At 61.9% G+C, this 24,519-nt stretch carries 20 protein-coding genes; 9 read left to right on the top strand and 11 right to left on the bottom strand.

Features of this window, described 5'->3' with window-relative positions; genetic code table 11:
• Positions 1-1,179, bottom strand: a complete 1,179-nt coding sequence (locus HCR84_RS08575) for an alpha/beta hydrolase family protein (RefSeq protein ID WP_166983652.1) — start codon at positions 1,177-1,179, stop codon at positions 1-3.
• A gap of 25 nt (positions 1,180-1,204) precedes the next feature.
• Between HCR84_RS08575 and HCR84_RS08580 the strand changes: the two genes are divergently transcribed.
• From HCR84_RS08580 to HCR84_RS08595, 4 genes are all read left to right on the top strand, one after another.
• Complete coding sequence (locus tag HCR84_RS08580) at positions 1,205-1,801, top strand: DUF3000 domain-containing protein (RefSeq protein WP_166983653.1); 597 nt, start codon at positions 1,205-1,207, stop codon at positions 1,799-1,801.
• On the top strand, positions 1,794-2,993 hold the full coding sequence (locus HCR84_RS08585) for an HRDC domain-containing protein (RefSeq protein WP_166983654.1): 1,200 nt from the start codon (positions 1,794-1,796) through the stop codon (positions 2,991-2,993). Before HCR84_RS08580 ends, HCR84_RS08585 begins: the two co-directional genes overlap by 8 nt.
• 70 nt (positions 2,994-3,063) lie before the next feature.
• The gene (locus tag HCR84_RS08590; RefSeq protein WP_166983655.1) at positions 3,064-4,263 is read left to right on the top strand and encodes a thiolase family protein; all 1,200 of its coding nucleotides are present in this window, start codon (positions 3,064-3,066) and stop codon (positions 4,261-4,263) included.
• 44 nt (positions 4,264-4,307) lie between these two features.
• The gene (locus tag HCR84_RS08595) at positions 4,308-6,404 is read left to right on the top strand and encodes a 3-hydroxyacyl-CoA dehydrogenase NAD-binding domain-containing protein (RefSeq protein WP_244972606.1); all 2,097 of its coding nucleotides are present in this window, start codon (positions 4,308-4,310) and stop codon (positions 6,402-6,404) included.
• 59 nt (positions 6,405-6,463) lie between these two features.
• Here HCR84_RS08595 and dxs read toward each other — a convergent pair whose 3' ends face one another.
• The 5 genes from dxs to dut all read right to left on the bottom strand — a co-directional run bounded on the left by dxs (position 6,464) and on the right by dut (position 13,384).
• Entirely contained in the window at positions 6,464-8,419 is a 1,956-nt protein-coding gene (gene dxs, locus HCR84_RS08600) for a 1-deoxy-D-xylulose-5-phosphate synthase (protein ID WP_166983657.1), read from the bottom strand.
• 99 nt (positions 8,420-8,518) lie between these two features.
• Complete coding sequence (gene acnA / locus HCR84_RS08605; protein WP_166983658.1) at positions 8,519-11,332, bottom strand: aconitate hydratase AcnA; 2,814 nt, start codon at positions 11,330-11,332, stop codon at positions 8,519-8,521.
• 145 nt (positions 11,333-11,477) lie between these two features.
• On the bottom strand, positions 11,478-12,242 hold the full coding sequence (locus tag HCR84_RS08610) for a DUF3159 domain-containing protein (RefSeq protein ID WP_166983659.1): 765 nt from the start codon (positions 12,240-12,242) through the stop codon (positions 11,478-11,480).
• Complete coding sequence (locus HCR84_RS08615) at positions 12,243-12,929, bottom strand: DUF3710 domain-containing protein (protein WP_166983660.1); 687 nt, start codon at positions 12,927-12,929, stop codon at positions 12,243-12,245.
• A complete protein-coding gene (dut, locus tag HCR84_RS08620) occupies positions 12,926-13,384 on the bottom strand; it encodes a dUTP diphosphatase (protein WP_166983661.1) in 459 nt (152 codons plus the stop codon). Before dut ends, HCR84_RS08615 begins: the two co-directional genes overlap by 4 nt.
• A 39-nt stretch (positions 13,385-13,423) precedes the next feature.
• On the opposite strand from dut, the gene HCR84_RS08625 reads away from it, so the two are divergent.
• A complete protein-coding gene (locus tag HCR84_RS08625; RefSeq protein WP_166983662.1) occupies positions 13,424-13,888 on the top strand; it encodes a DUF3093 domain-containing protein in 465 nt (154 codons plus the stop codon).
• Here HCR84_RS08625 and HCR84_RS08630 read toward each other — a convergent pair whose 3' ends face one another.
• Positions 13,889-14,182 (bottom strand): DUF4193 domain-containing protein, encoded by a 294-nt coding sequence (locus HCR84_RS08630; protein ID WP_166983663.1) that lies wholly within the window; start codon positions 14,180-14,182, stop codon positions 13,889-13,891.
• Between the two features lie 230 nt (positions 14,183-14,412).
• Between HCR84_RS08630 and sepH the strand changes: the two genes are divergently transcribed.
• Complete coding sequence (sepH, locus tag HCR84_RS08635) at positions 14,413-15,498, top strand: septation protein SepH (protein ID WP_166983664.1); 1,086 nt, start codon at positions 14,413-14,415, stop codon at positions 15,496-15,498.
• Positions 15,499-15,500: 2 nt separating this feature from the next.
• Here the strand turns inward: sepH and HCR84_RS08640 are convergent, their stop codons facing one another.
• Entirely contained in the window at positions 15,501-16,631 is a 1,131-nt protein-coding gene (locus tag HCR84_RS08640) for an alkaline phosphatase family protein (protein WP_166983665.1), read from the bottom strand.
• A 68-nt stretch (positions 16,632-16,699) separates the two neighbouring features.
• Between HCR84_RS08640 and HCR84_RS08645 the strand changes: the two genes are divergently transcribed.
• On the top strand, positions 16,700-19,159 hold the full coding sequence (locus tag HCR84_RS08645; RefSeq protein ID WP_166983666.1) for a DNA gyrase/topoisomerase IV subunit A: 2,460 nt from the start codon (positions 16,700-16,702) through the stop codon (positions 19,157-19,159).
• Between the two features lie 37 nt (positions 19,160-19,196).
• Here the strand turns inward: HCR84_RS08645 and HCR84_RS08650 are convergent, their stop codons facing one another.
• Positions 19,197-21,293 (bottom strand): DNA gyrase/topoisomerase IV subunit B, encoded by a 2,097-nt coding sequence (locus HCR84_RS08650; protein WP_166983667.1) that lies wholly within the window; start codon positions 21,291-21,293, stop codon positions 19,197-19,199.
• Between the two features lie 180 nt (positions 21,294-21,473).
• Between HCR84_RS08650 and HCR84_RS08655 the strand changes: the two genes are divergently transcribed.
• Positions 21,474-21,698, top strand: a complete 225-nt coding sequence (locus HCR84_RS08655; protein ID WP_166983668.1) for a DUF7455 domain-containing protein — start codon at positions 21,474-21,476, stop codon at positions 21,696-21,698.
• A gap of 65 nt (positions 21,699-21,763) precedes the next feature.
• Here HCR84_RS08655 and HCR84_RS08660 read toward each other — a convergent pair whose 3' ends face one another.
• Both HCR84_RS08660 and HCR84_RS08665 read right to left on the bottom strand, forming a co-directional pair.
• Positions 21,764-22,834, bottom strand: a complete 1,071-nt coding sequence (locus HCR84_RS08660; protein WP_166983669.1) for an alanine racemase — start codon at positions 22,832-22,834, stop codon at positions 21,764-21,766.
• A complete protein-coding gene (locus HCR84_RS08665; protein WP_166983670.1) occupies positions 22,831-23,364 on the bottom strand; it encodes an alanine racemase C-terminal domain-containing protein in 534 nt (177 codons plus the stop codon). Before HCR84_RS08665 ends, HCR84_RS08660 begins: the two co-directional genes overlap by 4 nt.
• 131 nt (positions 23,365-23,495) lie before the next feature.
• On the opposite strand from HCR84_RS08665, the gene HCR84_RS08670 reads away from it, so the two are divergent.
• On the top strand, positions 23,496-24,515 hold the full coding sequence (locus HCR84_RS08670; RefSeq protein ID WP_195706711.1) for a sugar-transfer associated ATP-grasp domain-containing protein: 1,020 nt from the start codon (positions 23,496-23,498) through the stop codon (positions 24,513-24,515).
• The last annotated feature ends 4 nt before the right edge of the window (positions 24,516-24,519 follow it).

The following is a 24,519-nucleotide window of genomic DNA, read 5'->3' on the forward strand; positions in this document are numbered from 1 at the left end:
TCAGCTGAGAGCGTGCCCGGCCAGCCAGCGTGTGATCGCCCGACTCCAGCGTTCGCTGTCGAAGTTCCAAAGCTTCGTGTGCCTGGCGACGGCGAATGTCTCGAGGGTCACGAGGTCGGGTCGTGCCTCGGCGAGGGCGTGCGAGGCGTCCGAGGGAACGAAACCGTCGTCGTCGCTGTGCAGAATGAGCACCGGATGCCGGAGGTCGGCGGCATGCGCCACGCGATCGAGGCGGTCGAAGTCGATCGGCTGATGCTGTCCCGTGACAATTCTGCTCAGCGGGTGACTGATGACCCACATCGCCGCGTCACGCACGAGCGAGGGAATGCGGGAGGCGCGGGCTTGATAGCGCAGCACAGTCCGCCAGTCGATGACGGGAGACTCAAGCACGAGACCCGCGATGTGGCTCGCATGCGGCGAGAGGGCTGCAGTCTGTAGGCAGAGTGCCCCGCCCATCGACCACCCCATGAGCATGAACCTCGTGTGGCCGGCCTTGGCGGCTTCGCCCATCGCGGCATCCACGTCTCTCCATTCAGTCTGCCCGAGCCCGTAGCGACCATCTGCCGACGCTGACGCATCACCGTCATTGCGATATGAGATCGCGAGACAGTCGTACCCGGCACGGTGGAATACGGGTACGGCACGCAGCACCTCGTTGCGCTGCACGCCCCTGCCGTGAACAAGAACCGCACAGCCCTGCGACTGCGCGGATTCCGCGGGAAAGTACCAGGCGGGCGCGGCCCCGTCTTCTGTGGAAATCGTCCAGTCGTCAACCGGCAACCCCAATTCGACCGCATCGCGGTAAAACCACCCCGTGAAGGATGCTCCGCCATGCTGCACGTGGTCGGGAAGCTCGGACAATACGCGACGGGTGACTCCATGATGCGTCTCGGCGACGATCTCTCCGAGCTGCAGGAAGTCGCGGGAATTGTTCACCCACAGACCGTAGCGTCCAGGCAGCCTCGTGTCAGGAGTCGATGTCAGGGTGACCGTGCGTTTTGTCGTGTCGACGCGTGTGATGCGCGTGTTGTGAGAGCGCGTCGAATCGGTGCGAACGACGGTTTTCGCGACCTGGGCCGTCACGCCGAGAAACGCGCCGACGAGAGTGACGCCGACGGCGCTGAGCGTCAGCGGCAGCCAACGCAGGGAGCCGCGGTCGGCGTGGCACAGAGGTTTCATCGAAGAATAACTCTAGTCTCTGGGTGTGGCTGAGCGACCAGAAACCGAAGACGTGCCTCAGGAATTCACCGATGCCGTGGCCGCTGTTCGCGCTGCGAGCCTGCGTGACGAGCTCGTTGTCTCTGAGATTCCGGCGCCCGCCCAGCTCGCCCCCCACGCACTCGCCCTCTCGGCCGATGTGCGCCCGAATTCGCACGGAACCGACTCAGAGCTTGGCACGGGCAGGTTCATCATCCTGTACGATCCGAGTGAGCCGTCGTCGTGGCATGGACGCTTTCGCGTTGTGTGCTTCGCGCAAGCGCCGCTTGAGACAGAGATCGGACTCGATCCCTTTCTCACAGACGTCGCGTGGTCGTGGCTCGTCGATGCTCTCGACGCGCGCGACGCGAAGTACACGGCAGCCTCGGGCACAGCTACCCGCATTCTCTCAACAGGGTTCGGAGAGCTGGCAGACCAGGGCGATGGCGCTCAAATAGAATTGAGGGCATCGTGGACTCCCCTTGAGTCCAGTGTGTCCTCCCATGTGGAAGGTTGGGCCGAGCTTCTGTGCATGCTCGCAGGACTGCCTCCCTCGACCGAAGGAGTGACATTGCTTTCCGCCCGCAGGACGGCTCGTGACTGAACGTCACGTCATAGAAACACGAACCGAATACGACAGTTCACTGCGCGCGATCGCTGCCGGATCCGGCCCCATCGCCGTCGACACCGAGCGCGCTTCCGGATACCGCTACTCCCAGAAGGCCTATCTCATTCAGGTGTTTCGGCGCGGGGCCGGAGTGTTCCTTTTCGACGCACCGGCGATCGGCCGTTTCGACGATCTCAACGATCTGATCGGAGACGAGGAGTGGGTGCTGCACGCCGCGAGCCAAGACCTGCCGTGCCTGCGCGAGGTTGGCATCGATCCGCGCGAGCTCTTCGACACGGAGCTGGCCGCGCGTCTGCTCGGAATGCCGAAGGTCGGACTGGGCGCCGTTGTCGAAGACACACTTGGGGTGCACCTTGCGAAGGAGCACTCGGCAGCTGACTGGTCAACCAGGCCGCTTCCGCAATCGTGGCTCGAATATGCCGCTCTTGATGTCGAGCTTCTCGTTGATGTTCGCGACGAGCTTGAGCAGTGGCTCGTTGAGCAGCGCAAGACGCGCATTGCCCGTGAAGAGTTCGAGGCAGAGCTGAACGCCGAGGCGAAGCCACCGCGTACCGATCCCTGGCGCAAGCTCAGCGGCATCCATTCGTCTCGTGGGTCTCGGCATCTCGCCGTCGCAAGGGAGCTGTGGCAGGCTCGCGACGATCTTGCACAGGCGACCGACACAGCGCCAGGTCGGCTGGTCCCCGATCGCTCGCTTGTCGCTGTCGTGAAGGCAACCCCGCGAACGAAGGAAGCTCTCGCGGGGATGCGCGAATTCAGCGGGCGCGCAAGTCGAACCGAACTTGATCGGTGGTGGACCGCGATCGAACGCGGTCTGACAACGGACGACGTGCCCGACGCTCGACGCTCCACCGGCGACCACGTTCCGCCTCCCCGCGCGTGGGCCGACCGTGACCCCGAGGCTGATGCGCGTCTGAAGCGGGCAAAGCCTGCCATCGCAGAGATCGCTGATGCCCTCGGCATGCCCGTCGAGAATCTCCTCAAACCCTCGATCCTGCGCGGCGTTGCATGGAGTCCGCCATCGCCTCAGACGGCCGAGCAGATCAGTTCAGCTCTGCGTGACGCGGGTGCCAGGCCCTGGCAATCTGAAGCAACTGCACAATCGATCGCCCATGCCTTTGTGGAGGCTGCCCAAAACGGGGCACCCGAGCCGGAATCAGAATCGTAGAAAGAAGCAAAGGATTCCCAGAACGTCGGCGATGCCTCATAGGGTCAAGAAGAACCCCTAAGGAGGCACAGTGACGAGCAACGCAGACGTCTATTTCATCGACGGCGTTCGTACCCCGTTCGGTCGGGCAGGTGAAAAGGGAATGTACTGGCAGACCCGCGCCGACGACCTCGCCGTCAAGGCAATGATCGGGCTCCTGGAACGCAACCCAAACGTGCCGAAGGACCGCATTGACGAGGTAGCTGTCGCCGCGACGACGCAGCAGGGCGATCAGGGCCTGACGCTTGGCCGCACAACGGCACTGTTGGCGGGACTCCCCCAGTCGGTGCCCGGCTACGCGATTGATCGCATGTGCGCCGGTGCGATGACCGCAGTGACGGCGGTGGGAGGTGGCATCGCTTTCGGTGCCTACGATGTCGCAATCGCCGGAGGCGTCGAGCACATGGGGCGCCATCCGCTGGGAGTCGGTGCAGACCCCAACCCGCGGTTTCTCGCCGAGAAGCTCGTCAGCGCTGATGCCCTCGACATGGGCAAGACCGCTGAGCGCATTCACGACCGCTTCCCGCACCTGACGAAGGAGCGAGCTGACCGCTTCGGCATGCTCAGCCAGCAGAAGGTCGCCGCGGCATACGAAAACGGCAAACTTCAGCCCGACTTGATTCCCGTTGCCACTCGCAGCGACTCCGGATGGGGTCTTGCGACGCACGACGAGGGGATGCGGCCCGAGACGACAATGGAAGGGCTCGCCGGGCTTCGCACGCCGTTCCGCCCCCACGGTCGAGTGACCGCAGGCACCTCGTCACCGCTCACAGACGGCGCCACCGTGAGCCTCATCGCGGGAAAGGCAGCAGCGAAGGAGCTCGGTCTCACGCCGAAGATGCGCATGGTGAGCTTCGCGTTCGCCGGCGTTGACCCGGAGATCATGGGCCTCGGGCCTGTTCCGTCGACGGAGAAGGCTCTGCGCAAGGCGGGTCTCGGCATCGATGACATTGGTCTGTTCGAGCTCAACGAAGCGTTTGCCATTCAGGTGCTCTCGTTCCTCGATCACTTCGGCATCTCCGACGACGACTCTCGAGTCAACAAATGGGGAGGAGCCATCGCGATCGGCCATCCCCTTGCCGCATCCGGTGTTCGCCTCATGATTCAGCTGGCAGCGCAGTTCGCAGAGCACCCAGAGGTGCGCTACGGCGTCACCGCCATGTGCGTCGGGCTCGGCCAGGGCGGCACAGTGATTTGGGAGAACCCCGCATGGAATGGACGACGGAAGTGACTGAAACGAACTATTCGGCAATCGACTTCACCCCCCTCGTTGAGATGTCTGGGGACGAGGTAGTGACGCACAATTACGTGAGGGACGTCACACTGCCCTCGGGCAAGACGCTCGCGCTCGTAACGCTCGACAACGGCAAGGACCACACGCGACCGAATACGTTCGGTCCCGTCGGCCTTCTCGAACTCGACGCGACACTTGAGACGCTCAGGGGGCGAGCCTCGTCTGGAGAGATCGCCGGCGTCGCGATCACAGGCAAGCCGTTCATTCTCGCTGCAGGCGCCGACCTCTCGAAGGTCAACGACATTCCCTCGCGAGAGATTGCTGGGCTTCTGCCCAAGCTTGGTCACCATGTCTTCGGAAAGCTCGAGAACCTCGGTGCACCGACGTTCGTCTTCATCAATGGTCTCGCGCTGGGCGGCGGACTTGAGATCGGCCTGAACGCGAACTATCGCACAATTGATGCGTCCGCGCAGGGCATCGCACTGCCTGAAGTGTTCCTCGGTCTCATTCCGGGCTGGGGCGGGTCTTATCTGCTGCCCAACCTGATCGGCATCGAGAACGCACTTACCGTGATGATCGAGAACCCACTCAAGATGAACCGGATGCTGAAGGCCCCGAAGGCGTTCGAATTCGGCATCGCCGACGCGATGTTCAACGCGTCAACGTTCCTTGAAGAGTCGATCGCGTGGGCCTCCGACGTGATCGCCGGAAAAATCACTCCGAAACGCAAGAATGTGCCGGGTAAGCTTGAGAGAGCCGTTAAGTGGGACGCTGCGATCGGCATCGCCCGCAAGATGCTGGAGGAGAAGATCGGCACTGTGCCTGCCTCCCCCTACAAGGCTCTCGACCTCTTGAAGGCGGCGAAGTCCGGATCGAAGGCTGAGTGCTTCGCGCTCGAAGATGCGGCGCTCGCTGAGCTGATCTCCGGTGAGCAGTTCCGTGCCTCGGTGTATGCGTTCAACCTTGTGCAGAAGCGCGCGAAGCGACCAGCCGGCGCTCCAGACAAGGAGCTCGCGCAGCGCGTCACGAAGGTCGGCGTGATCGGTGCGGGTCTCATGGCGAGCCAGTTCGCACTTCTCTTCGCGCGGCGCTTGCGTGTTCCCGTCGTAATCACCGATCTCGATCAGAAGCGCGTCGATCAGGGCGTCGCAACAATTCGAGAAGAGATCGACACGCTGCACGAGAAGGGCCGCATCTCTGCTGATGAGCGCAACCGTCTCACCGCACTCGTTCATGGCACGACGGACAAAGCTGAGTTCGCAGATTGCGATTGGGTGATCGAAGCGGTCTTCGAGGAGCTCGGTGTCAAGCAGGATGTCTTCGCCGAGATCGAGCCGCATATCTCCGAAGATGCCGTTCTCGCGACAAACACGTCGTCGCTGTCTGTCGAGAAGATCGGTGCCAAGCTAACGCATCCGGAACGCCTCGTCGGCTTCCACTTCTTCAATCCGGTGGCGGTCATGCCTCTCATCGAAGTCGTGCGCACGCCGGCTACGAGCGATGGTGTGCTCGCGACGGCGATGGCGACGGCAAAGAACCTGCGCAAGAACGCCGTGATTACGCGTGATACTCCCGGATTCGTTGTGAATCGTGTGCTGGCGAAGCTTCTCGGCGAGGCAATGCACGCTGTCGACAGCGGAACGAGCTTCTCCGATGTCGATGCGGCGCTCGCGCCACTCGGTCTGCCGATGGCGCCGTCAGAGCTGCTTGACCTTGTCGGCCTGCGTGTTGGCGCGCACGTGCTCGATACGCACCACCGTGCGTTCCCCGACCGCTTCTACGACTCGGAGAATCTGCACAAGCTCGCAGAATACGGCGTGCTCTTCGAGAAAGATGCGAAGGGGAAGATCAAGGGCTTCGACAAGAAGGCTCTCAAGATCGTGGCCGGGGGAACCTCGCCACTCGACAAGAGCGAGATCTTGCGTCGCGTGCAAGACGGCCTGGCAGACGAGATTCATCGGATGCTCGATGACAACGTCGTTTACGCCGCAGAAGACATCGATCTCTGCCTCATTCTCGGGGCAGGCTACCCATTCCAGATGGGCGGGGTCACGCCCTACCTCGACCGCGTGGGAGCGAGCGAACGGGTGTTTTCTGACACCTTTCACCACCCTCCGATGATCGCGCTGGACAAATAGCCGCTACGGCACAATGCGGGCCGACTCCCTCGAGGGAGTCGGCCCGCATTTGCGCGATGTCAGTTGAGCTTCTTTTCGCTGGCCACGGAGGGCATTCCTTCAGAGTCAGAAGCCGCCATCGGTCGCGCGATCGGAATTCTGCTGCCAAGCACCTGCGAAACGACATCGCGGGCGATCTGACGCCCGGTCAGACCGGCGTCTTCCAGAATCTCATCTCGTGTCGCGTGCGAGATGAACTCGTCTGGCACTCCAAGCTCGTCGACAGCCGTATCGACACCGGCGCCTCGAAGCACTTGTCTGATGCGTGTGCCGATTCCGCCGACGCGCACACCGTCTTCGATCGTGATCACAAGTCGGTGATCTCGCGCTAGGTCGACAACGCTCTGAGCCACAGGCACAACCCATCGGGGATCGATGACCGTGGCGCCGATACCCTGAGCCGTGAGTCTGTCCGCCACGTCGAGGGCGGTACCGGCCATCGAGCCGACAGCGATGATGAGCACGTCCTTGTCATCGCTTGATCGCAGAACGTCAACGCCGTCGTCACGTCTGCACTCCGCTTCCAGCGGAGCATTCACCGCACCCTTGGGAAAACGAACGACAGTCGGGGCATCGTCGACGTCGACGGCCTCGGCGAGTTCTTCACGCAATCGCTCGGCGTCTCGCGGCGCGGCAATGCGAATGTGCGGCACCGCCTGCAAGATCGAAAGGTCCCAGATGCCATGATGTGACGGACCGTCTGGACCGGTGATTCCCGAACGGTCGAGAACGAAGGTCACACCCGCCTTATGCAGGGCCACATCCATGAGCACCTGATCGAATGCGCGATTCACAAATGTCGAGTAAAGAGCGACAACGGGGTGCAGCCCACCGTAGGCAAGACCTGCGGCGCTCGTCACCGCATGCTGCTCGGCGATCCCGACATCGTGCACACGGTGAGGAAACATCTCGGCAAACCGGTGAAGGCCGGTGGGGTGCAGCATCGCTGCCGTGATCGCGACGATCTTCTCGTTCTGTGCTCCGAGCTGCACAAGGCTGTCAGCAAAGACGCCCGTCCATGATTCGCCAGCATCCGCCGCCATCGGGCGTCCCGTCGCCGGGTCGATCTTACCCACGGTGTGGAACTGATCTACCTCGTCGTGACGGGCGGGAGGGTAGCCGCGCCCTTTCTCGGTGATGGCATGAACGATCACAGGAGCGGCGTAGTCACGCGCTTGCTCAAGGGCCTCGATCATTGCGCCGATGTCGTGTCCGTCAATCGGGCCCACATACTTGATGTCGAGGTTCGAATACAGCGCAGCGTTGTTGACGAAACGACTGAGAAAACCGTGGATGCCGCCGCGAACGCCGCGATAGACAGCACGCCCCGGTCGGCCCATGCGGTTGAAGGCCGCCTCGCTCGATCGATACAGCGAACGGTATGTCTTGCCTGTGCGCACCGTGTTGAGGTACCGCGCCATTCCGCCGATCGTCGGAGCATAGGAACGACCGTTGTCGTTGACGATGATGATCAGGCGGCGTGTGTTGTCATCGGAGATATTGTTGAGAGCTTCCCAGGTCATTCCCCCGGTGAGCGCTCCGTCGCCGACAACCGCAACAACACATCTGTCGTGTTGCCCGGTGAGCTCGAATGCGCGAGACACTCCATCGGCCCAGCTCAGCGAACTTGACGCGTGCGAACTTTCGACGATGTCGTGCACCGACTCTGAGCGCTGAGGATATCCCGCGAGCCCGTCGCGCTGGCGCAATCGCGAGAAATCCTGCCGTCCGGTGAGCAGCTTGTGAACGTATGACTGGTGCCCGGTGTCGAAGATGACTGCATCGTTTGGCGAATCGAAGGTGCGGTGAAGGGCCAATGTGAGTTCGACGACGCCCAGGTTGGGGCCGAGATGACCGCCCGTCTGAGAGACCTCGCTGACGAGGAACTGTCGGATCTCTTCAGCAAGCTGCTCAAGCTGTGCGCCCGAAAGCGCATCGAGATCTCGTGGACCCGAGATCGACTCAAGTAGGGTCATGCAGCTGCTCCTCGCAGAAACGTGAATCTGGTTTCGCCAACTCTACGCCGATGCCCCGTGGCCGCTCTCACGGAGCATCCAGGGGCATCGGCGTGTCAGTTAGGAAGCCAGGCTGCGAAGCACGTACTGCAGAATTCCACCGTTGCGGTAGTAGTCCGCTTCTCCCGGCGTGTCGATGCGCACGTCAGCGTCAAATTCAACAGGCTGCTTACCCTCAGCGGAGTGCTCGCTTGCCGTCGCTGTGACATGCACCGTCGATGGCGTCTCTCCGTTGTTGAGCTCTTCGATGCCCGAGATCGCAAAGACCTCGGTTCCGTCGAGTCCGAGATCATCGGCTGTCTTCCCTGCAGGGAACTGCAGCGGGATGACACCCATGCCAATCAGGTTCGAACGGTGAATGCGCTCGAAGCTTTCGGCGATGACGGCATGCACTCCGAGGAGGCTTGTTCCCTTCGCCGCCCAGTCGCGACTTGAGCCGGAACCGTATTCCTTGCCCGCGAGGATGACGAGAGGGGTTCCTGCCGACTGGTAACGCTGAGATGCGTCGTAGATCGTCTCCTGTGGAGCATCCGTTTGCGTGAAGTCGCGGGTGAACCCACCCTCGACGTCGGTGAGCAGGAGGTTGCGAAGCCGGATGTTCGCAAAGGTTCCGCGGATCATCACCTCGTGGTTGCCTCGACGCGATCCATACGAGTTGAAGTCGCGCCGCGCGATGCCGTGATCGCTCAAGTACCGACCTGCAGGGCTGTCTGCCTTGATCGAGCCGGCGGGGCTGATGTGGTCCGTCGTGACGGAATCGCCCAGTTTGGCCAGAACTCGAGCACCCGAGATGTTCGACACGGGCGTTGTCTCGAGGGTCATGCCATCGAAGTACGGGGGCTTGCGCACATAGGTGGACTCGCTGTTCCACTCGAACGTCGAGCCTGTCGGCGTCGGAAGCGAACGCCACCGGTCATCGCCGTCGAACACTCCGCTGTACTCGTGCGAGAACATGTCGCTTGAGATTGAGCTGTCGATCGTCGCCTGCACCTCATCGGCGTCTGGCCAGATGTCCTTCAGGAAGACGTCATTGCCGTCGGCGTCCGTTCCGAGCGGGTCAACGTCGAAGTCGAAGTTCATCGAACCGGCAAGCGCATAGGCAATGACGAGCGGAGGGCTCGCCAGATAGTTCATCTTCACGTCGGGGTTGATGCGCCCCTCGAAGTTGCGGTTTCCCGAGAGCACCGCCGTGACGGCAAGGTCGCTGTCGTTCACGGCAGCAGAGATGTCGTCTTCGAGCGGTCCTGAGTTTCCGATGCAGGTCGTGCAACCGTAACCCACGGTATAGAACCCCAGGGCTTCGAGGTCGGAGGTGAGGCCGGCCTTCTCGTAATAATCCGTGACAACCTTCGACCCCGGTGCGAGCGTCGTCTTGACCCAGGGCTTTGCCTCGAGGCCCTTTGCCGCAGCGTTGCGGGCGAGAAGCCCCGCGGCAAGCATGACTGACGGGTTCGATGTGTTCGTACACGACGTAATCGCAGCGATGGCGACAGCGCCGTGATCGAGGGTGAACGAGTCACTGCCGTCGCGCTCGACCTTTGTCGGCTTGGATGCTGTGCGCGGCGTGTGGCTCCGGTGAGTATGGCTGTGCACAACGTGCTCGTCTTCGGGTGTGTTCCCCGGAGGATCCGATGCGGGGAATGACTCCGACGTCTCGAGATCGACGAGATCGTGCGTGACGTCAGCGTAGTTGTGAAGGTCGGCCTCAAACTGCGTCTTCGCCTCGGTGAGGCGAATGCGGTCCTGCGGCCTCTTCGGGCCAGCGATGGACGGCACGACGGTCGAGAGATCGAGCTCAAGATACTCGCTGAACGCGGGCTCGACGCTCGGGTCGTGCCAAAGGCTCTGCTCCTTGGAATATGCCTCGACGAGAGCGATCTGCTCCTCGCTGCGACCCGTCAGTCGCATGTAGTCGAGCGTGACATCGTCGATCGGGAAGATGGCAGCTGTCGACCCGAACTCGGGGCTCATGTTTCCGATGGTGGCACGGTTCGCGAGTGGAACGGCGGCAACGCCAGACCCGTAGAATTCGACGAACTTGCCGACAACACCGTGTTCGCGAAGCTTCTCTGTGATTGTGAGAACAACGTCGGTTGCGGTGACTCCGGAAGGGATGTCTCCCGTGAGCTTGAAGCCCACAACCTTCGGGATCAGCATCGATACCGGCTGTCCGAGCATCGCGGCCTCGGCTTCAATTCCGCCGACGCCCCAACCCAGTACTCCGAGCCCGTTCACCATCGTTGTGTGCGAGTCCGTTCCGACAAGCGTGTCGGGGTATGCCTGAACGGTGCCATTCACCTCACGCGTGTACGTCACGCGCGCAAGGTATTCGATATTCACCTGGTGAACGATCCCGGTTCCCGGCGGAACGACTTTGAAGTCCTCGAATGCGCTTTGACCCCAGCGAAGGAACTGATACCGCTCGCCGTTGCGCTCGTACTCGATCTCAACGTTACGCTCGAGCGCCTCAGCTGTGCCGAAGACGTCGGCGATCACCGAGTGGTCGATGACGAGCTCTGCGGGCGACAGCGGGTTGATCTTGTTCGCGTCTCCCCCAAGCTCGACGAATGCCTCACGCATCGTGGCGAGGTCGACGATGCAGGGAACACCTGTGAAGTCCTGCATAACCACGCGCGCGGGCGTGAACTGGATCTCTGTGTTGGGCTCCGCGGTGGGGTTCCAGGCGCCAAGGGCATCGATGTGGGCCTTGGTGATGTTCGCACCGTCTTCAGTGCGAAGTAGGTTCTCGAGGAGAATCTTCAAGCTGAATGGCAGCTTCTCGTAGCCTGTGACGGCATCGAGGCGAAAGATCTCGTAATCGGAGTCACCGACTGTCAGGGTGCTCTTAGCTCCAAAGCTATTTACCGTGGACACGTTGCCTCTCCTTCGTTGGCGCTTGTTGCGGGCGCACGCTCAGAGTCAATTCTGACCTCCCGACACTCCCACAGCTAGCAAGGCGCACCTAACAGGGTGCACATCAGCGTCGGGTCAGATTTATCTTGATGTCAAGATAACTCTATCAGGTATCCGGCTCGCTCTCTGCGAATGCGCGCCGCTTGCGCAGTGCTGTGACGACGAGCCATGTCACGACAAGAAGTGGCGCGTAGAGCGGCACTCCCAAGACAAGCTTGAACGTGCCCAGCATGACGAGATTGTCGGCGAAGTAGAGCGGGAGCTCGACGGCGAGGCGGATCGCAAACATCGCAACCCACATCCAGGTCAGCCCCGCGTACGTGCGTCGGAGTGCGCGATCATTTCGCCAGCCATTGCCGTCCCCGCTGAGAACGCCGACGATGACGCCCACGATGGGCCAGCGAACCACAACGGACACGGCAAGTGCGACGAGGTAGATCCCGTTCGTCCAGAATCCGAGAAGGTAGAAGTCCTCGGCCTTGCCCGTTATGGCGGCCAACGCCGCCGAGACGGCTATCGCGACGAGTCCCGTGATCGACTGCATCAGGGTTTGCCGCTGAATCAGGCGAACGAGCGTGAAGACGACGCCAACCACCCCCGCGGCGATGATCGCGAGGACGAGTTGATTCCTGTCGTCATCAGCGAACTGCCGAGCCACCGTATAGGCGACGAGAAATATCAGGCCGGGCAGAACGGCTTCGAGGATGCCGCGGATGCCGCCCATAGCGGCAATGAGGGCTCGAGCGTCGAGTGACTCGGCATGCCCCAATGCAGACAGTGATGACTTCGCCGCGGCCTTCTGGATTCCCGCAGACAGCGTGTCGCTCGGTGCCGCATCCTCATCGGCCGATGGCGTGTCATCACTGTTCATTTACGTGCTCTGCCCCGGCTGCTCGGGCATCTTGAGCGGGATGAGGTCTCGAGGCGGCATTGCCTGCCCGCCGCGAACGACAACGATGCTGCGGAAGAGATCGTCGATTTTGTCTGCGGCGTTCCCCTCGCGTGCGCCAGCGCCGGCAACGACTCCGCGCAAGAACCAGCGCGGCCCGTCGACTCCGATGAATCGTGCGTCGCGGGTCTTCGAGCTGTCACCCTGAGCTGCCACCGGAACACTGGCCACGAGCTCCCGTCCGAACGGACCGTCAACGTCCTGTGTCGTTCCGCCTTGCTTGTCGATCTGGTCCCGGATCTGGTCACGCGTCTCGTGCCACAGCCCGCGCCCCCGAGGAGCGGCAAATGGCTGAACCTGCAGGGTCGAGTCAGCGTAGTCAAGCCCGACGGCGACGATGCGCTGCGACGATTCCTCAACCTCGAGTCGAAGGTTGAGCCCTTCGCGGGGAAGAATTTTCACGCCACCGAGATCGATGTAGGGGCGAATGGGGTTCGCCTCCGTCTCATCGAAGGGGCCGTTCTCTTCTCGGTCGGCGGGCGCCGACTTCTCTGCCGGATCAACCTCGACTTCTTCGACGTCATCCGTCTCCTCTGCTTCGTCGGCGGCAGCATCGTCGTCGAGTTCCGGCTCGACCGCCGCGTCGCTCTTCTTCTTGCGCAAGATCATGATTCAACTCCTGTCTGGCGTGCCTCGTATCCGGTTGAGCCGAACCCCGATGCTCCTCGAGCGCTGTCGGGCAGTTCGGCAACAGGCACAAACCGAGCCTGTGTGACCGGCATGACGATCATCTGAGCAATGCGGTCGCCTTGGGCGATGCTGTATGCCTCACGAGCATCCGTGTTCAAAAGAATCACTTTGATCTCGCCTCGGTACCCAGAGTCGATCGTCCCCGGGCTGTTGACAATCGTGATTCCGTGCTTCGCAGCGAGGCCGCTGCGAGGCACGATGAATGCCGCGAACCCCTCGGGAAGTGCGAGGGAGACCCCGGTGCCGACAAGTGCCCTCTCCCCCGGCTCAAGCCTCACCGCTTCGGCAGCGACGAGATCGGCGCCGGCATCGAAGGGGTGAGCGTAGCTCGGAGGCTGGGGCGCGATAATAGGTATGTCTGCGCTTTCAGTCACAGATCGAGAATAGTGCAGAAACCTGATCGAAGAGGGACATTGACTACCTATCACGAACGCATCTGGGCCGCGAAGTGGATCCCGTGGGCACTTCTCCTCGTCATTCCAGCCACCCTGCTCGTGCTGCAGCCCGTCTCGTGGCTCGTCGGCGCAATCACCGGGCCGATTCTCTACCTCGCCTGCCTCGTCCTCTGGATTGTTTCGGCGGGAACTGTGGAGATTCGCGACGGGATGCTGTTCGCCGGGCGCGCGTCGATCAACGTCGAGTTTCTCGGCGAGGCTGAGGCGATCTACGCGGATGACGCGTTCGCCGCCCGCGGACAGGAGCTTGACCCGCGAGCGTGGCTCCTGATTCGCGGAGGCGTTAAGGATGTTGTGCGGGTGCTCGTCACAGACCCTGACGACCCCACGCCGTACTGGCTGCTCTCAACACGCTCCGCACAAGCATTGGCCGCCGCGATCAATGATGCGCGACGGCCAACGGCCCAAATTGAGGGCGAATAATCAGGAAGCGCACTCCCTGCACACGGGGCCGAGCTTCTCTTGGTGATCGAGCTGCGAACGGTGCTTCACGATGAAGCAGCTCACGCAGGTGAACTCATCTGCCTGGGGAGGCAGCACAACGACGTCAAGATCGACGTCTGAGAGATCTGCTCCCGGCAGGTCATATCCGCCGGGATTGTCGGCGTCTTCGACGTCAACCGTACCTGACATCTTGTCAGGAACCCGCTCCTTGAGTGCCTCAATGGAGTCGGAGTCTTCCTCCGTCTTACGGGGCGCGTCGTAATCCGTTGCCATTCTTTTCCACTTCTCGCTTTCAGGGGGCCAAACAAAATCGGCGGCCACAGTTTGCACCATCGACCCGCAAAGAGCAAACTGCTTTCCGCTCACCGCAGTTGCCCGACACAAGCAACTGTGACTGCGTTACAGAGGCAACTGACGGCACGCCCGCGTTATTCCCGCCAAAAGGCCGTAAAGCATGTGACGATGGCGGTTAAGAAGTAGCCAGCCGGAAAGGCGTTTTGCTCATGCACGATCTGAAGGTAATCGGGGTCGAGGACGGAGCGCTCGTCGCTGCCACGGAGCAGGGGCAACGCTTCCGTATCGTCATCAACGAGGTTCTGCTCTCCCACCTGAGGCCGCCGAAGCCCGCGCACTCCGAGGAGCGACGGTTGAGCCCTCGCGAGGTGCAGGCTCACATCCGCTCAGGCCTGTCTGCCGAAGAGGTCGCAGACCTCACCGGTGTGGGTGCCGAGTACGTGCGCCGATTCGAAGGCCCCGTTCTCGCTGAGCGTGAACACATCGTCGGGGCGGCGTTGAGCGTCCCCGTACTGTCTGCGATCGAGGTGCCCGGAGGTGACGAACCGACGTTCGGCGCCGCGATTGCAGCGCGCCTCGAAGGCCTCGCTGCGACAGGCGAACGCTGGACAAGTTGGAAAGACCCCGGAGACGGCTGGATCGTGAAGCTGTCGTTCACTGCTGCGACGATTGACCACGATGCTCGATGGAGCTATGAGCCGAAGAAGCATACGCTCGCTCCGTTGAACCAGGAAGCGATCACCTTGTCGAAGCAAGGCGAGCTTCCGCATGGAATGATCCCACGGCTTCGCGCTGTGGAATCTGACTCGCGCTTCGATGCCGAACCACCGACGCCAGATGAATCCCGATTCGACAGCGGCGCGTTCCGTTTTCGGCAGACCGACGGCGAAGACCCGAAGACAATCGCCCTGCTCGAACCAGCAGCGCTCTCGCCCCGTCACCCCTCGGCGGCGTCGCAGGCCGCGATCAACAGGGGCGCGGGTTCAGAAGAGAATGCCCCGTCGAACCAAACGGCTGATCTTCTTGAAGCGCTCCGCAAACGTCGCGGCCAGCGTGAATCTGCCCCGGAGCCCGAGAACGCTGATGCCGACGAAGGCGATCACGATGAGCACCGTGGCGGCGAGGCAAATACGCCACTCGACTTCGGTTCGATCGCCCCAGAAGGGCAGCTGGATGTCGACACAGCGCAGCCAACTGACGAGAAGCGATCGTCAGGGCGAAGCAAGAGAGGCCGCGCCTCAATGCCGTCGTGGGATGAAATCGTCTTTGGTGCGCGATCCGACTCTGACGACTGACGTCAGTTCGCCCACGCGCCGAGGCGAATGAACGGTGTGCTGCGCTCCTCGTCTGACAGAGAGCCATGCTGGCCGATCATCCGTCGTGAGGAGGCAGAGCCCGGAGCACTGTCGTAGAAGGCGACACGCGTTCGCGCGGCAACGAGCACGTTGCCGATTCGTGGGTGAACAGCGGGCGACACCGGCCCGTACCATCCCGCATCGATTGCCTCAGCGCGAGTGGCAATGACAGCAACATCCCCGTATGCGTCCCGCCACCGTGCGGCTACCTCGGCGGCGCGAGATTCCGACGTGTACAGCTGCAGGAAACGCGGCTCGCCCCCGACGCTCTCGACGTCATGAAGAAGTCCGGGAACGCTGTCGTACAACAGCTGATCAGACGCGGGAACATCGACGACGCCGTGATCAGCGGTGGCAATGATTCCGGTGCGTCGCGCGCCGACGAGTGAGTGCAGCCGTGCCAGCTCTGAATCCACCGTCTCAAGGGCTGCAAGCCATCTGTCGCTGCGCCATCCGTGCTTGTGGGCGATCTTGTCAAGCTCGGGAACGTACAGGTAAATGAACTGCGGGCCCTTCTGGCTCACGATCTCTGCGGCAGCATCCACCCGAGCGGCGACGGTGTCGGCGGACACGTAGCGTGATCCACGCAGAACGGCCTGGGTGAAACCCGACCCGGCAAATTTTGCCGGCCCGACGGCAACCGCTCCGATACTGATCGCCGTCATCTGCTCGAACACCGTGCGCGAGCGCTGCCAGGCGTCAGGATTGGCGATGCTGTCCCACCCTGTCAGCTGATTCACGAGGCCGCCGGTGTCTGGGTCTCGTACTCTGTAGCCCAGCATTCCGTGCTCACCGGGCAGACGTCCGGTGAGGATGGTGGGAAGCGCCGCAGCGGTCGTCGAGGGAACCGGCGAACGGAGCGATCGCCCGCGGTTCGCCGAGAGAACGCGGGCGTGCCCGGCGCGCTCAGCCAGGTTAGACGTTCCGAGTCCGTCAATGACCACGAGAACGACGGACGTCACCGGTGTGAGCCCAAGAGCGCCCTGTCTGCCTTGCGTCGTCGCAAGAAATTCGGGGGCAAGTGCGGCAAGGCTCCGGGCCTGCGAGCCTTCGGTCGGTAGCATTGTCGTCATCGTGGCTAGTCTTCCACACGCGTGCGATGACCAGCATTCAGCACACCAGAGAGATCCCGCATAACCGAATGGCCCACTCGAAAGAACCGACTCCCCCCGAACAGATCGCCGAACGCATCGAAGATGTCGATGTGTCGACCGAGATGCAGGGGTCATTCCTCGAATACGCGTACTCAGTCATCTACTCGAGAGCATTGCCCGATGCCCGTGATGGGCTGAAGCCAGTGCAGCGGCGCATCATCTACCAAATGGCCCAGATGGGCCTTCGTCCCGACCGCGGGCATGTCAAGTCCGCGCGCGTTGTCGGCGAGGTGATGGGAAAGCTCCACCCCCACGGAGACACCGCGATCTACGATGCTCTCGTTCGCATGGCGCAGCCGTGGACGATGCGACTTCCTCTCGTTGACGGACACGGTAACTTCGGTTCGCTTGACGACGGTCCCGCGGCGCAGCGCTACACAGAAGCCCGACTTGCCGCCGCCGCCTTGGCACTCGCCGAGAATCTCGACGAAAACGTCGTCGATTTCGTGCCGAACTACGACAACCAGTTTCAGCAGCCGGCTGTGCTTCCCGCTGCCTTCCCAAACCTTCTCGTCAACGGAACGACCGGCATCGCCGTGGGCATGGCCACCAACATGGCGCCGCACAACCTCATCGAGGTCGTGGCTGCGGCTCGACATCTGATCGACAATCCCGATGCCTCGCTTGAGGATCTGATGGCTTTCGTTCCCGGCCCCGATCTGCCGTCGGGCGGCACGATTATGGGGCTCGACGGCATCAAAGATGCGTACGCGACAGGACGCGGTGCTTTCAAGACCCGAGCACGCGTCTCTATCGAGCCGATCACTGCACGCAAGAACGGACTTGTCGTGACCGAGCTGCCGTATCTCATTGGCCCCGAGAAGGTGATCGAGAAGATCAAAGACGGCGTTCAATCGAAGAAACTCAGCGGCATCTCTGACGTCACCGACCTGACAGACCGGACACACGGGCTTCGCCTGGTCATTGGCCTGAAGACCGGGTTCAGCCCCGAGGCTGTTCTTGAGCAGCTGTACCGATACACGCCCCTTGAGAACTCCTTCAGCATCAACAACGTCGCGCTTGTCGAGGGCGGACCGCGCACACTCGGGCTCAAAGAGCTTCTTCAGGTGTACGTCGCGCACCGTGTCGACGTCGTCACGCGGAGGTCACGGTTTCGACTTGCGCGGAGGCAAGAGCGGCTGCATCTTGTCGAGGGTCTCCTCATTGCGATTCTCGACATCGACGAGGTCATTCAGGTCATCCGCACCAGCGATGACAGTGAGCAGGCTCGCGCCCGACTCATGGATGTCTTCGATCTCACCCAGGTGCAGTCTGAATACATTCTCGAGCTGAGGCTTCGGCGCCTCACGAAGTTCTCGCGCATCGAGCTGGAAGCAGAGCAGGATCAGCTCAAGAAGGAGATCGCAGAACTTGAGGAGCTGCTCGCCTCAGAGGCGATGTTGCGGGCTCAGGTGTCGAACGAACTCGACGAAGCATCCGAGAAGTTCGGAACCCCTCGACGTACGCTCCTCACGCAGGCCAAGCCGAGCATCGCCACGGCCGGACGGAGCAAGAAGACGGCACCGGTTCTCGAAATTCAGGACTCGCCGTGCCGGGTCTACCTGAGTGCCACAGGACGTGCGGTTCGCGTTGACCTCACCGACGATGCCGAGATCGCGCACCCGACGCGTCGCAGCAAGCACGATGCGATTCTGGCGGTTCTCGATACGACGACGCGAAGCGAGCTCGGTGCCGTGACGAGCACAGGGCGGCTTGTGCGCTTCACACCTGTCGACCTGCCATCGGTCCCCGCATCGAGCATCCAGCTGCGCGCTGGCGTCAAGATCACGGAGTACCTCGCTCTCGGGAATCGCACGGAGCGCGTGCTCGCGATTATCGAGCTCAGCGAAGACCGCACACTCGCCCTCGGCACGGCTGGGGGAACAGTGAAGCGGCTGCAGATGGGCTCATGGCCGAAGGGCCCTGATTTCGACGTCATCACGCTCAAGGACGACGATTACGTCGTTGGCGCGGCGATCACCGGCGATGACGATCAGCTGGTGTTCGTGTCATCTGACACCCAGCTGCTCACGTATGCGGCGTCGGCTGTTCGGCCTCAGGGCCGAACGGCGGGAGGCATGTCGGGCATCAAACTGGGGTTAGGGGCCTCTGCTGTGTTCTTCGGTGTTGCACGGGCGGATGCGGGAAAGCATGTTGTCGCCACGGTCGCGGTGAATTCGCAGATGCTCGACGGAACGGACCCCGGGTCGTCAAAGGTTTCGTACCTTGCGGATTTCCCCGTCAAGGGCCGTGCCACCGGCGGAGTACGGGCTCAGCGCTTGCTCAAGGGCGAAGATCGTCTCTCGACAGCCTGGGTTGGACCTGCTCCGGTGTTCGCCGTCGCCGCGGACGGAACTCCCCGCGTGCTCCCCGCACCCGGCGCGAAGCGCGACGGGTCGGGAGAGCCTCTCGAGGGCAGCGTCGCGGAGCTGGGCCACCACATCTGAGGGCAGCATCACCCGCGCTGACGCGGCGCATGCCGCGTCAGACGTCGATGCGCTCCTGGCTGAGCCTGTCGGAGTTATCGATGATGAACTCCTTGCGTGGCGGCACGTCGTTTCCCATGAGCAGCTCGAAGACCGTATCCGCGGCAGCGGCATCCTCGATGTGCACGCGCCTGAGCGTGCGGTGTCGACGATCCATCGTGGTCTCGGCCAGCTGATCCGCATCCATCTCACCGAGTCCCTTGTATCGCTGGATCGGCTCTTTGTACCGCTTCTTGCTGCGTTCGAGACCCTTCAGGACGCCGTGCAGCTCCTGCTCCGAGTAGGTGTACATGACGTCGTTGGGCTTCGAGCCGCCATTGACGGCAACGACCCTGTGCAGCGGCGGCACCGCAGCGTAGACGCGGCCCGCTTCGATCATGGGGCGCATGTACCGGAAGAAGAGCGTGAGCAGAAGCATCCGGATGTGAGCGCCGTCGACATCGGCGTCGCTCATGAAAATGACTTTGCCGTACCGAGCAACGTCGAGGTCGAAGGTGCGGCCGGAGCCGGCACCGAGCACCTGAATGATTGCCGCGCATTCAGCGTTCGACAGCATGTCGCTGACAGATGCCTTCTGCACATTGAGGATCTTTCCCCGAATGGGCAGCAGCGCCTGATAGCTGCTGTCGCGAGCCAGTTTTGCGGTGCCGAGGGCAGAATCGCCCTCGACGATGAAAAGCTCGCTCTGCGCCACATCGCTTGAGCGGCAATCAACAAGCTTGGCCGGAAGCGTCGAACTCTCGAGAGCGTTCTTGCGCCGCTGCGTCTCTTTGTGGGCACGAGCAGAAATGCGCGACTTCATTTCGGCGACGACCTTGTCGAGCACGACGGCCACTTGGTTCTTGTCTTCTCGCTTACTCGACGCGAATTTCTCAGCCAGAGCGTCAGTCAGAACCTTCGACACGATCGTTCGAGCAGCGGGTGTGCCGAGAACCTCCTTTGTCTGCCCTTCGAATTGCGGTTCCGGAAGCCGTACGTTCAGCACTGCCGTCAGCCCGGCAAGGACGTCGTCTTTCTCGACCTTGTCGTTTCCCGCCTTGAGGCGCCGCGCGTTCTTCTCCACTTCCTTGCGAAAGATCTTGAGCACTCCCTGTTCGAATCCGGAGAGGTGCGTTCCGCCTTTGGGGGTGGCGATGATGTTGACGAAGGATCGAACCGTTGAGTCGTAGCCGGTCCCCCAGCGAAGCGCGATGTCGACCTCGCACGTGCGCTGCACGTCAGTCGACACCATCGAGCCGTCCTTCTGCAGCGTGGGGACGGTTTCTGTGAACGTCCCTGACCCCGAGACGCGCCAGACGTCGGTGACAGGCGAGTCTGCGGCCAGATATTCAACGAACTCGGAGATTCCGCCGTCAAAACGGTACTCGGAGGTCACGACCTCTGACGAGTCCGAACCGGAAGCGCGCTCGTCATCAATGCGGAGAGTCAGCCCCGGAACGAGAAATGCTGTTTGGCGTGCACGACCCTGAAGGTCATCGACGTTGAACGTGGCGCCCTTCTCGAAGATCTGACGGTCGGCCCAGTACCGCACACGAGAGCCGGCGATGCCCTTCTTGACCTTGCCGACGACACGGAGCTCGCTCGTATTCTTGAACGGAGTGAACGGTGCTTCTGGGCTCGGCTCCCCGCCCTTGTCGTCGAACGTTCCAGGTTCGCCCCGGTGGAATGACATTGCCCAGGTCTTTCCATCACGGTCGACTTCGACGTCGAGCCGCTCTGAGAGCGCGTTGACAACCGACGCGCCGACGCCGTGCAATCCTCCGGATGATGAATACGAACCCGAACCGAATTTGCCGCCAGCATGCAATTTCGTGAAGACGACTTCAACGCCGGTGAGTCCGGTCTTCGGCTCAATATCGATCGGAATGCCGCGCGCATGGTCGATGACCTCAACACTGTCATCTTCTCTGAGTCGAATTTCGATGTGGTCGCCGTAGCCTGCAAGTGCCTCATCGACAGCATTGTCGATGACTTCCCACAGGCAGTGCATCAGACCGCGTGAACCGTTGGAGCCGATGTACATTCCCGGCCGTTTGCGTACAGCCTCCAAGCCCTCGAGGACAGAAAGATGGCGTGCGGAATAGTCAGAGCTCACGCAACCAAGACTAGTTCGCTCTGCGCAGTAACTCGGCCACCGACACCCCTCGTCTGGCGGCTTAAGGAGTCGGTACGCGGTGAGCGAACTCGCCGCACATGAGGAAGGTATTCAGGCGCGGCGTGGTTACATTGGAGCAAGAGGGGCGTAAAGGGCGCTCCGTGAGGTCAGGAGGAGCTCATGTCGCACACCGGTACACAAACTGTCGACGAAGTTCAGCCCCAGCTGACCGCGGCGGATCGATGTGATAGCTGCGGCGCGCAAGCTTATATCCGCGCTGTTGTCAGCAATGGCGAACTGCTGTTCTGCGCACATCACGGGAAAAAGTACGAGGAAAAGCTCATGGCTGTTGCCGAGAGCTGGCTCGACGAATCTGATCGGCTTCTCGAGGACGCTCGCGCCTAAAACGTCACGACGTACGCGGGCGGATGCTTCGGCATCTGCCCGCGTCGTGGTTAACGCGCGATGCATCACTCGACGTAGATGTGCTCGGCCGACCTCGCTAGTCGAATCACGATCTCTTCGCCGATGGAACCCATGGCGTCCGCCCACACCTGAAGCGATGCTTCCCCGTGCGCTCCGTTCCCGAAGAGGTAGACCTCGTCTCCGACCGCTGCTTCGCCTCCGCTGACATCAACGTCAGCGTCTGTGCTGCTGACGCGAACAACAGGGAAGCGGCGATCTCGAATGGCGACGTGGGTGGCCCCTGCGGCCTCGCTGTAGAGCCCATTCACCTGTCCGACGGGAATGCGCGCAATCGTTCGACGATTCACCGTCTCAACGGAGCTCACTGTTGATGAGAGCGTGAGTGCGGGTGTGAGTCCGAGCTGCTCTGGACCGATGCCGTCCCCGGGCGCGATCCCGTACACAAACGCCCCGACACGGACCATGTCGTATCGGGCATCGGAACGCTCAAACGAGGCGGCACTCGCCGCGAGGTGACGCACCCTGGGGTGCAGCCCAGCGGAATGCGCTTGACGAATCGCTGCATTGAATCGATCGATCGCCGCGGAATCGGCTTCGAAAGATGCCTCAGCGATGTGCGTCCACATTCCGGTGACGTCGATCACACCCTCGTGCTGAAGTTCGGCAGCCCGCCGGACGAAGCCTGGCCAGCTGTCCGCAAGCACTCCGGCCCGGTGCAGGCCGGTATCGATCTTCAGGTGAACGCGTGCGCGGTCGCCTGTGCGCCGTGCCGCTTCGGAAACGCGCTCAAGCATCGACGGGTACGACACGCCAAGATCGACGTGAGTGGCGATGGCTGCGTCGAGATCGTCCTCTTCGCCGAACACCCAGGCGAAGACCATGGCGTCAGGTGCCTCGTCGCGTACGGCGCGCGCGGTGGCGAGGTCGAGAGCGCCGAATCGCCGAAAGCCGGCACCCGAGAGCGTGGACACAACGTCAGTAACTCCGTGCGCGTACGCATTGTCTTTGACGACGATAGCCACCTCTGCAGGGGCGACCCGCTGCGCGACGAGCTGCGCATTCCTGATGAGAGCGCTGCGGGAGACAACCGCACGGGCGTGGGATCCTCTGCTCACCGGACAACGTTCCTTTCGACGCGATCATCGAGGCACGCGGCAATCGAAACCGGCGATTCTCCGATTGACGCCGCCCACTCCGTGAGTGGAACCTCATGGCGGCCCGGATCTCCGAAAACGCAGACGCGCGATCCAGGCGACACAGGAGCGTCGCCGGCATCCACGACAAATTCGTCCATGGCGACGCGACCGACGATCGGCAACCGCATCGGACTCCCGTCGACAGGCGACCATGTCACGGACGCGCGATTGCCTGCCTTTCGAGGAAGACCGTGCCCGTAGCCGATCGCAACACGCGCGAGTGTCGTCGGATGCTGCGTGACGAAGGTGTGACCGTACGAGACACCGGAGCCCTCGGGAACCCGCTTAGTCGAGAGCACCTCAACGAACAGTCGAATGGGATCGGAGCTCACTGTCGCGTCAAACGCAGCAGCTGCAGCGGCATCGCCCGTGAGGGCATCGGCGATTCGTGAGTTCTGGGAAGCAGAAAGATACAGTACTCGTGCGCCGGCTGTGTGAGCATCGGACATCAACGAGATCATTTTCCTCCCCCGCGCGAAGGCGCGACCACAGTCTATCGTGGAGCGTCGGGGCCAGCGCACAGCACCGGCTCTCTATACTTGGGTGTTCCAGACAGAAGACGATGGGAGCGCCCCGAGCTATGCCGAAGGCAAACCGCCTCAAGATCCGCCTTGACTACCTCAAGAACCGAGCACGTCGGTTGGACATCGCCTCGGTCATCGAGCGGGCAAAGGACGTTTCGGCCGAGCACCACAAGCCGACGCCGATCATTGTCGTCGACATGCTGTGGTCGGCGGCGTTTCGAGAGACGGCATTCCAAGACTATGTCGATTGGGATTACGCGATCCTGAGTCGTGCAGAACGCGAGACGTTCATGACGCATTCGATTTCGAACCACATCGCCATGGAGCACGATGCGGCGGAGCACCGAGGAATCTTCCACGACAAGATCGAATTCAACGCGGTATTCGATGAGTTCCTCAAGCGTGCGTGGCTTGACGTTCGCGAAGCCTCTGTTGACGAGGTTCGCGAATTCGTCGAGCGTGCGGGAACGGTCATCGGAAAGGTCCCGTTCAGCAGCGCTGGTCATGGCGTTCATCGCCATCTCGCCGATGACGTGACCGATTGGAAAGACTTTCGCACACAGCTCCTCGACGACGGGCAGTTCTTGCTTGAAGAGGTCATCGAGCAGCATCCTGTTCTCGCTGAGATATGCCCTGGCACGGCGAACACGACGCGCGTGACGACTTTCTTCGACGGCGAAAAGACCCACATCCTGTCGATGGCACAGAAATTCGGACGCGGACAAGCGAGTGACCAGCAGACATTCGGTGGCTTCTACACGATGCTGAGCCTCGACGGCGCGTCAATGGGACGCGGCTACGACTCGCACAACAATGTGCACACGACCCACCCGGAGTCCGGAGTATCCATTCCGGATTTCCAGCTTCCGCTCGTTGACACGATCCAGCCGTTCTTCGACGAGGTCGCCCGCGTGGTTCCCGACATGAAGTACGTCGGGTGGGACATCGTGATGAGCGAGAATGGCCCGGTCCTCGTCGAGGGCAACTGGGCCGCAGGCGTCTATGAGAACAAGCCGAGCGTCACAGGTATTCGCACCGGCACCCGGCCGCGATTCCAGAGCATCATCGGCTTCTGACGGG

The organism is Paramicrobacterium fandaimingii (assembly GCF_011751745.2).
Taxonomy (GTDB): domain Bacteria; phylum Actinomycetota; class Actinomycetes; order Actinomycetales; family Microbacteriaceae; genus Paramicrobacterium; species Paramicrobacterium fandaimingii.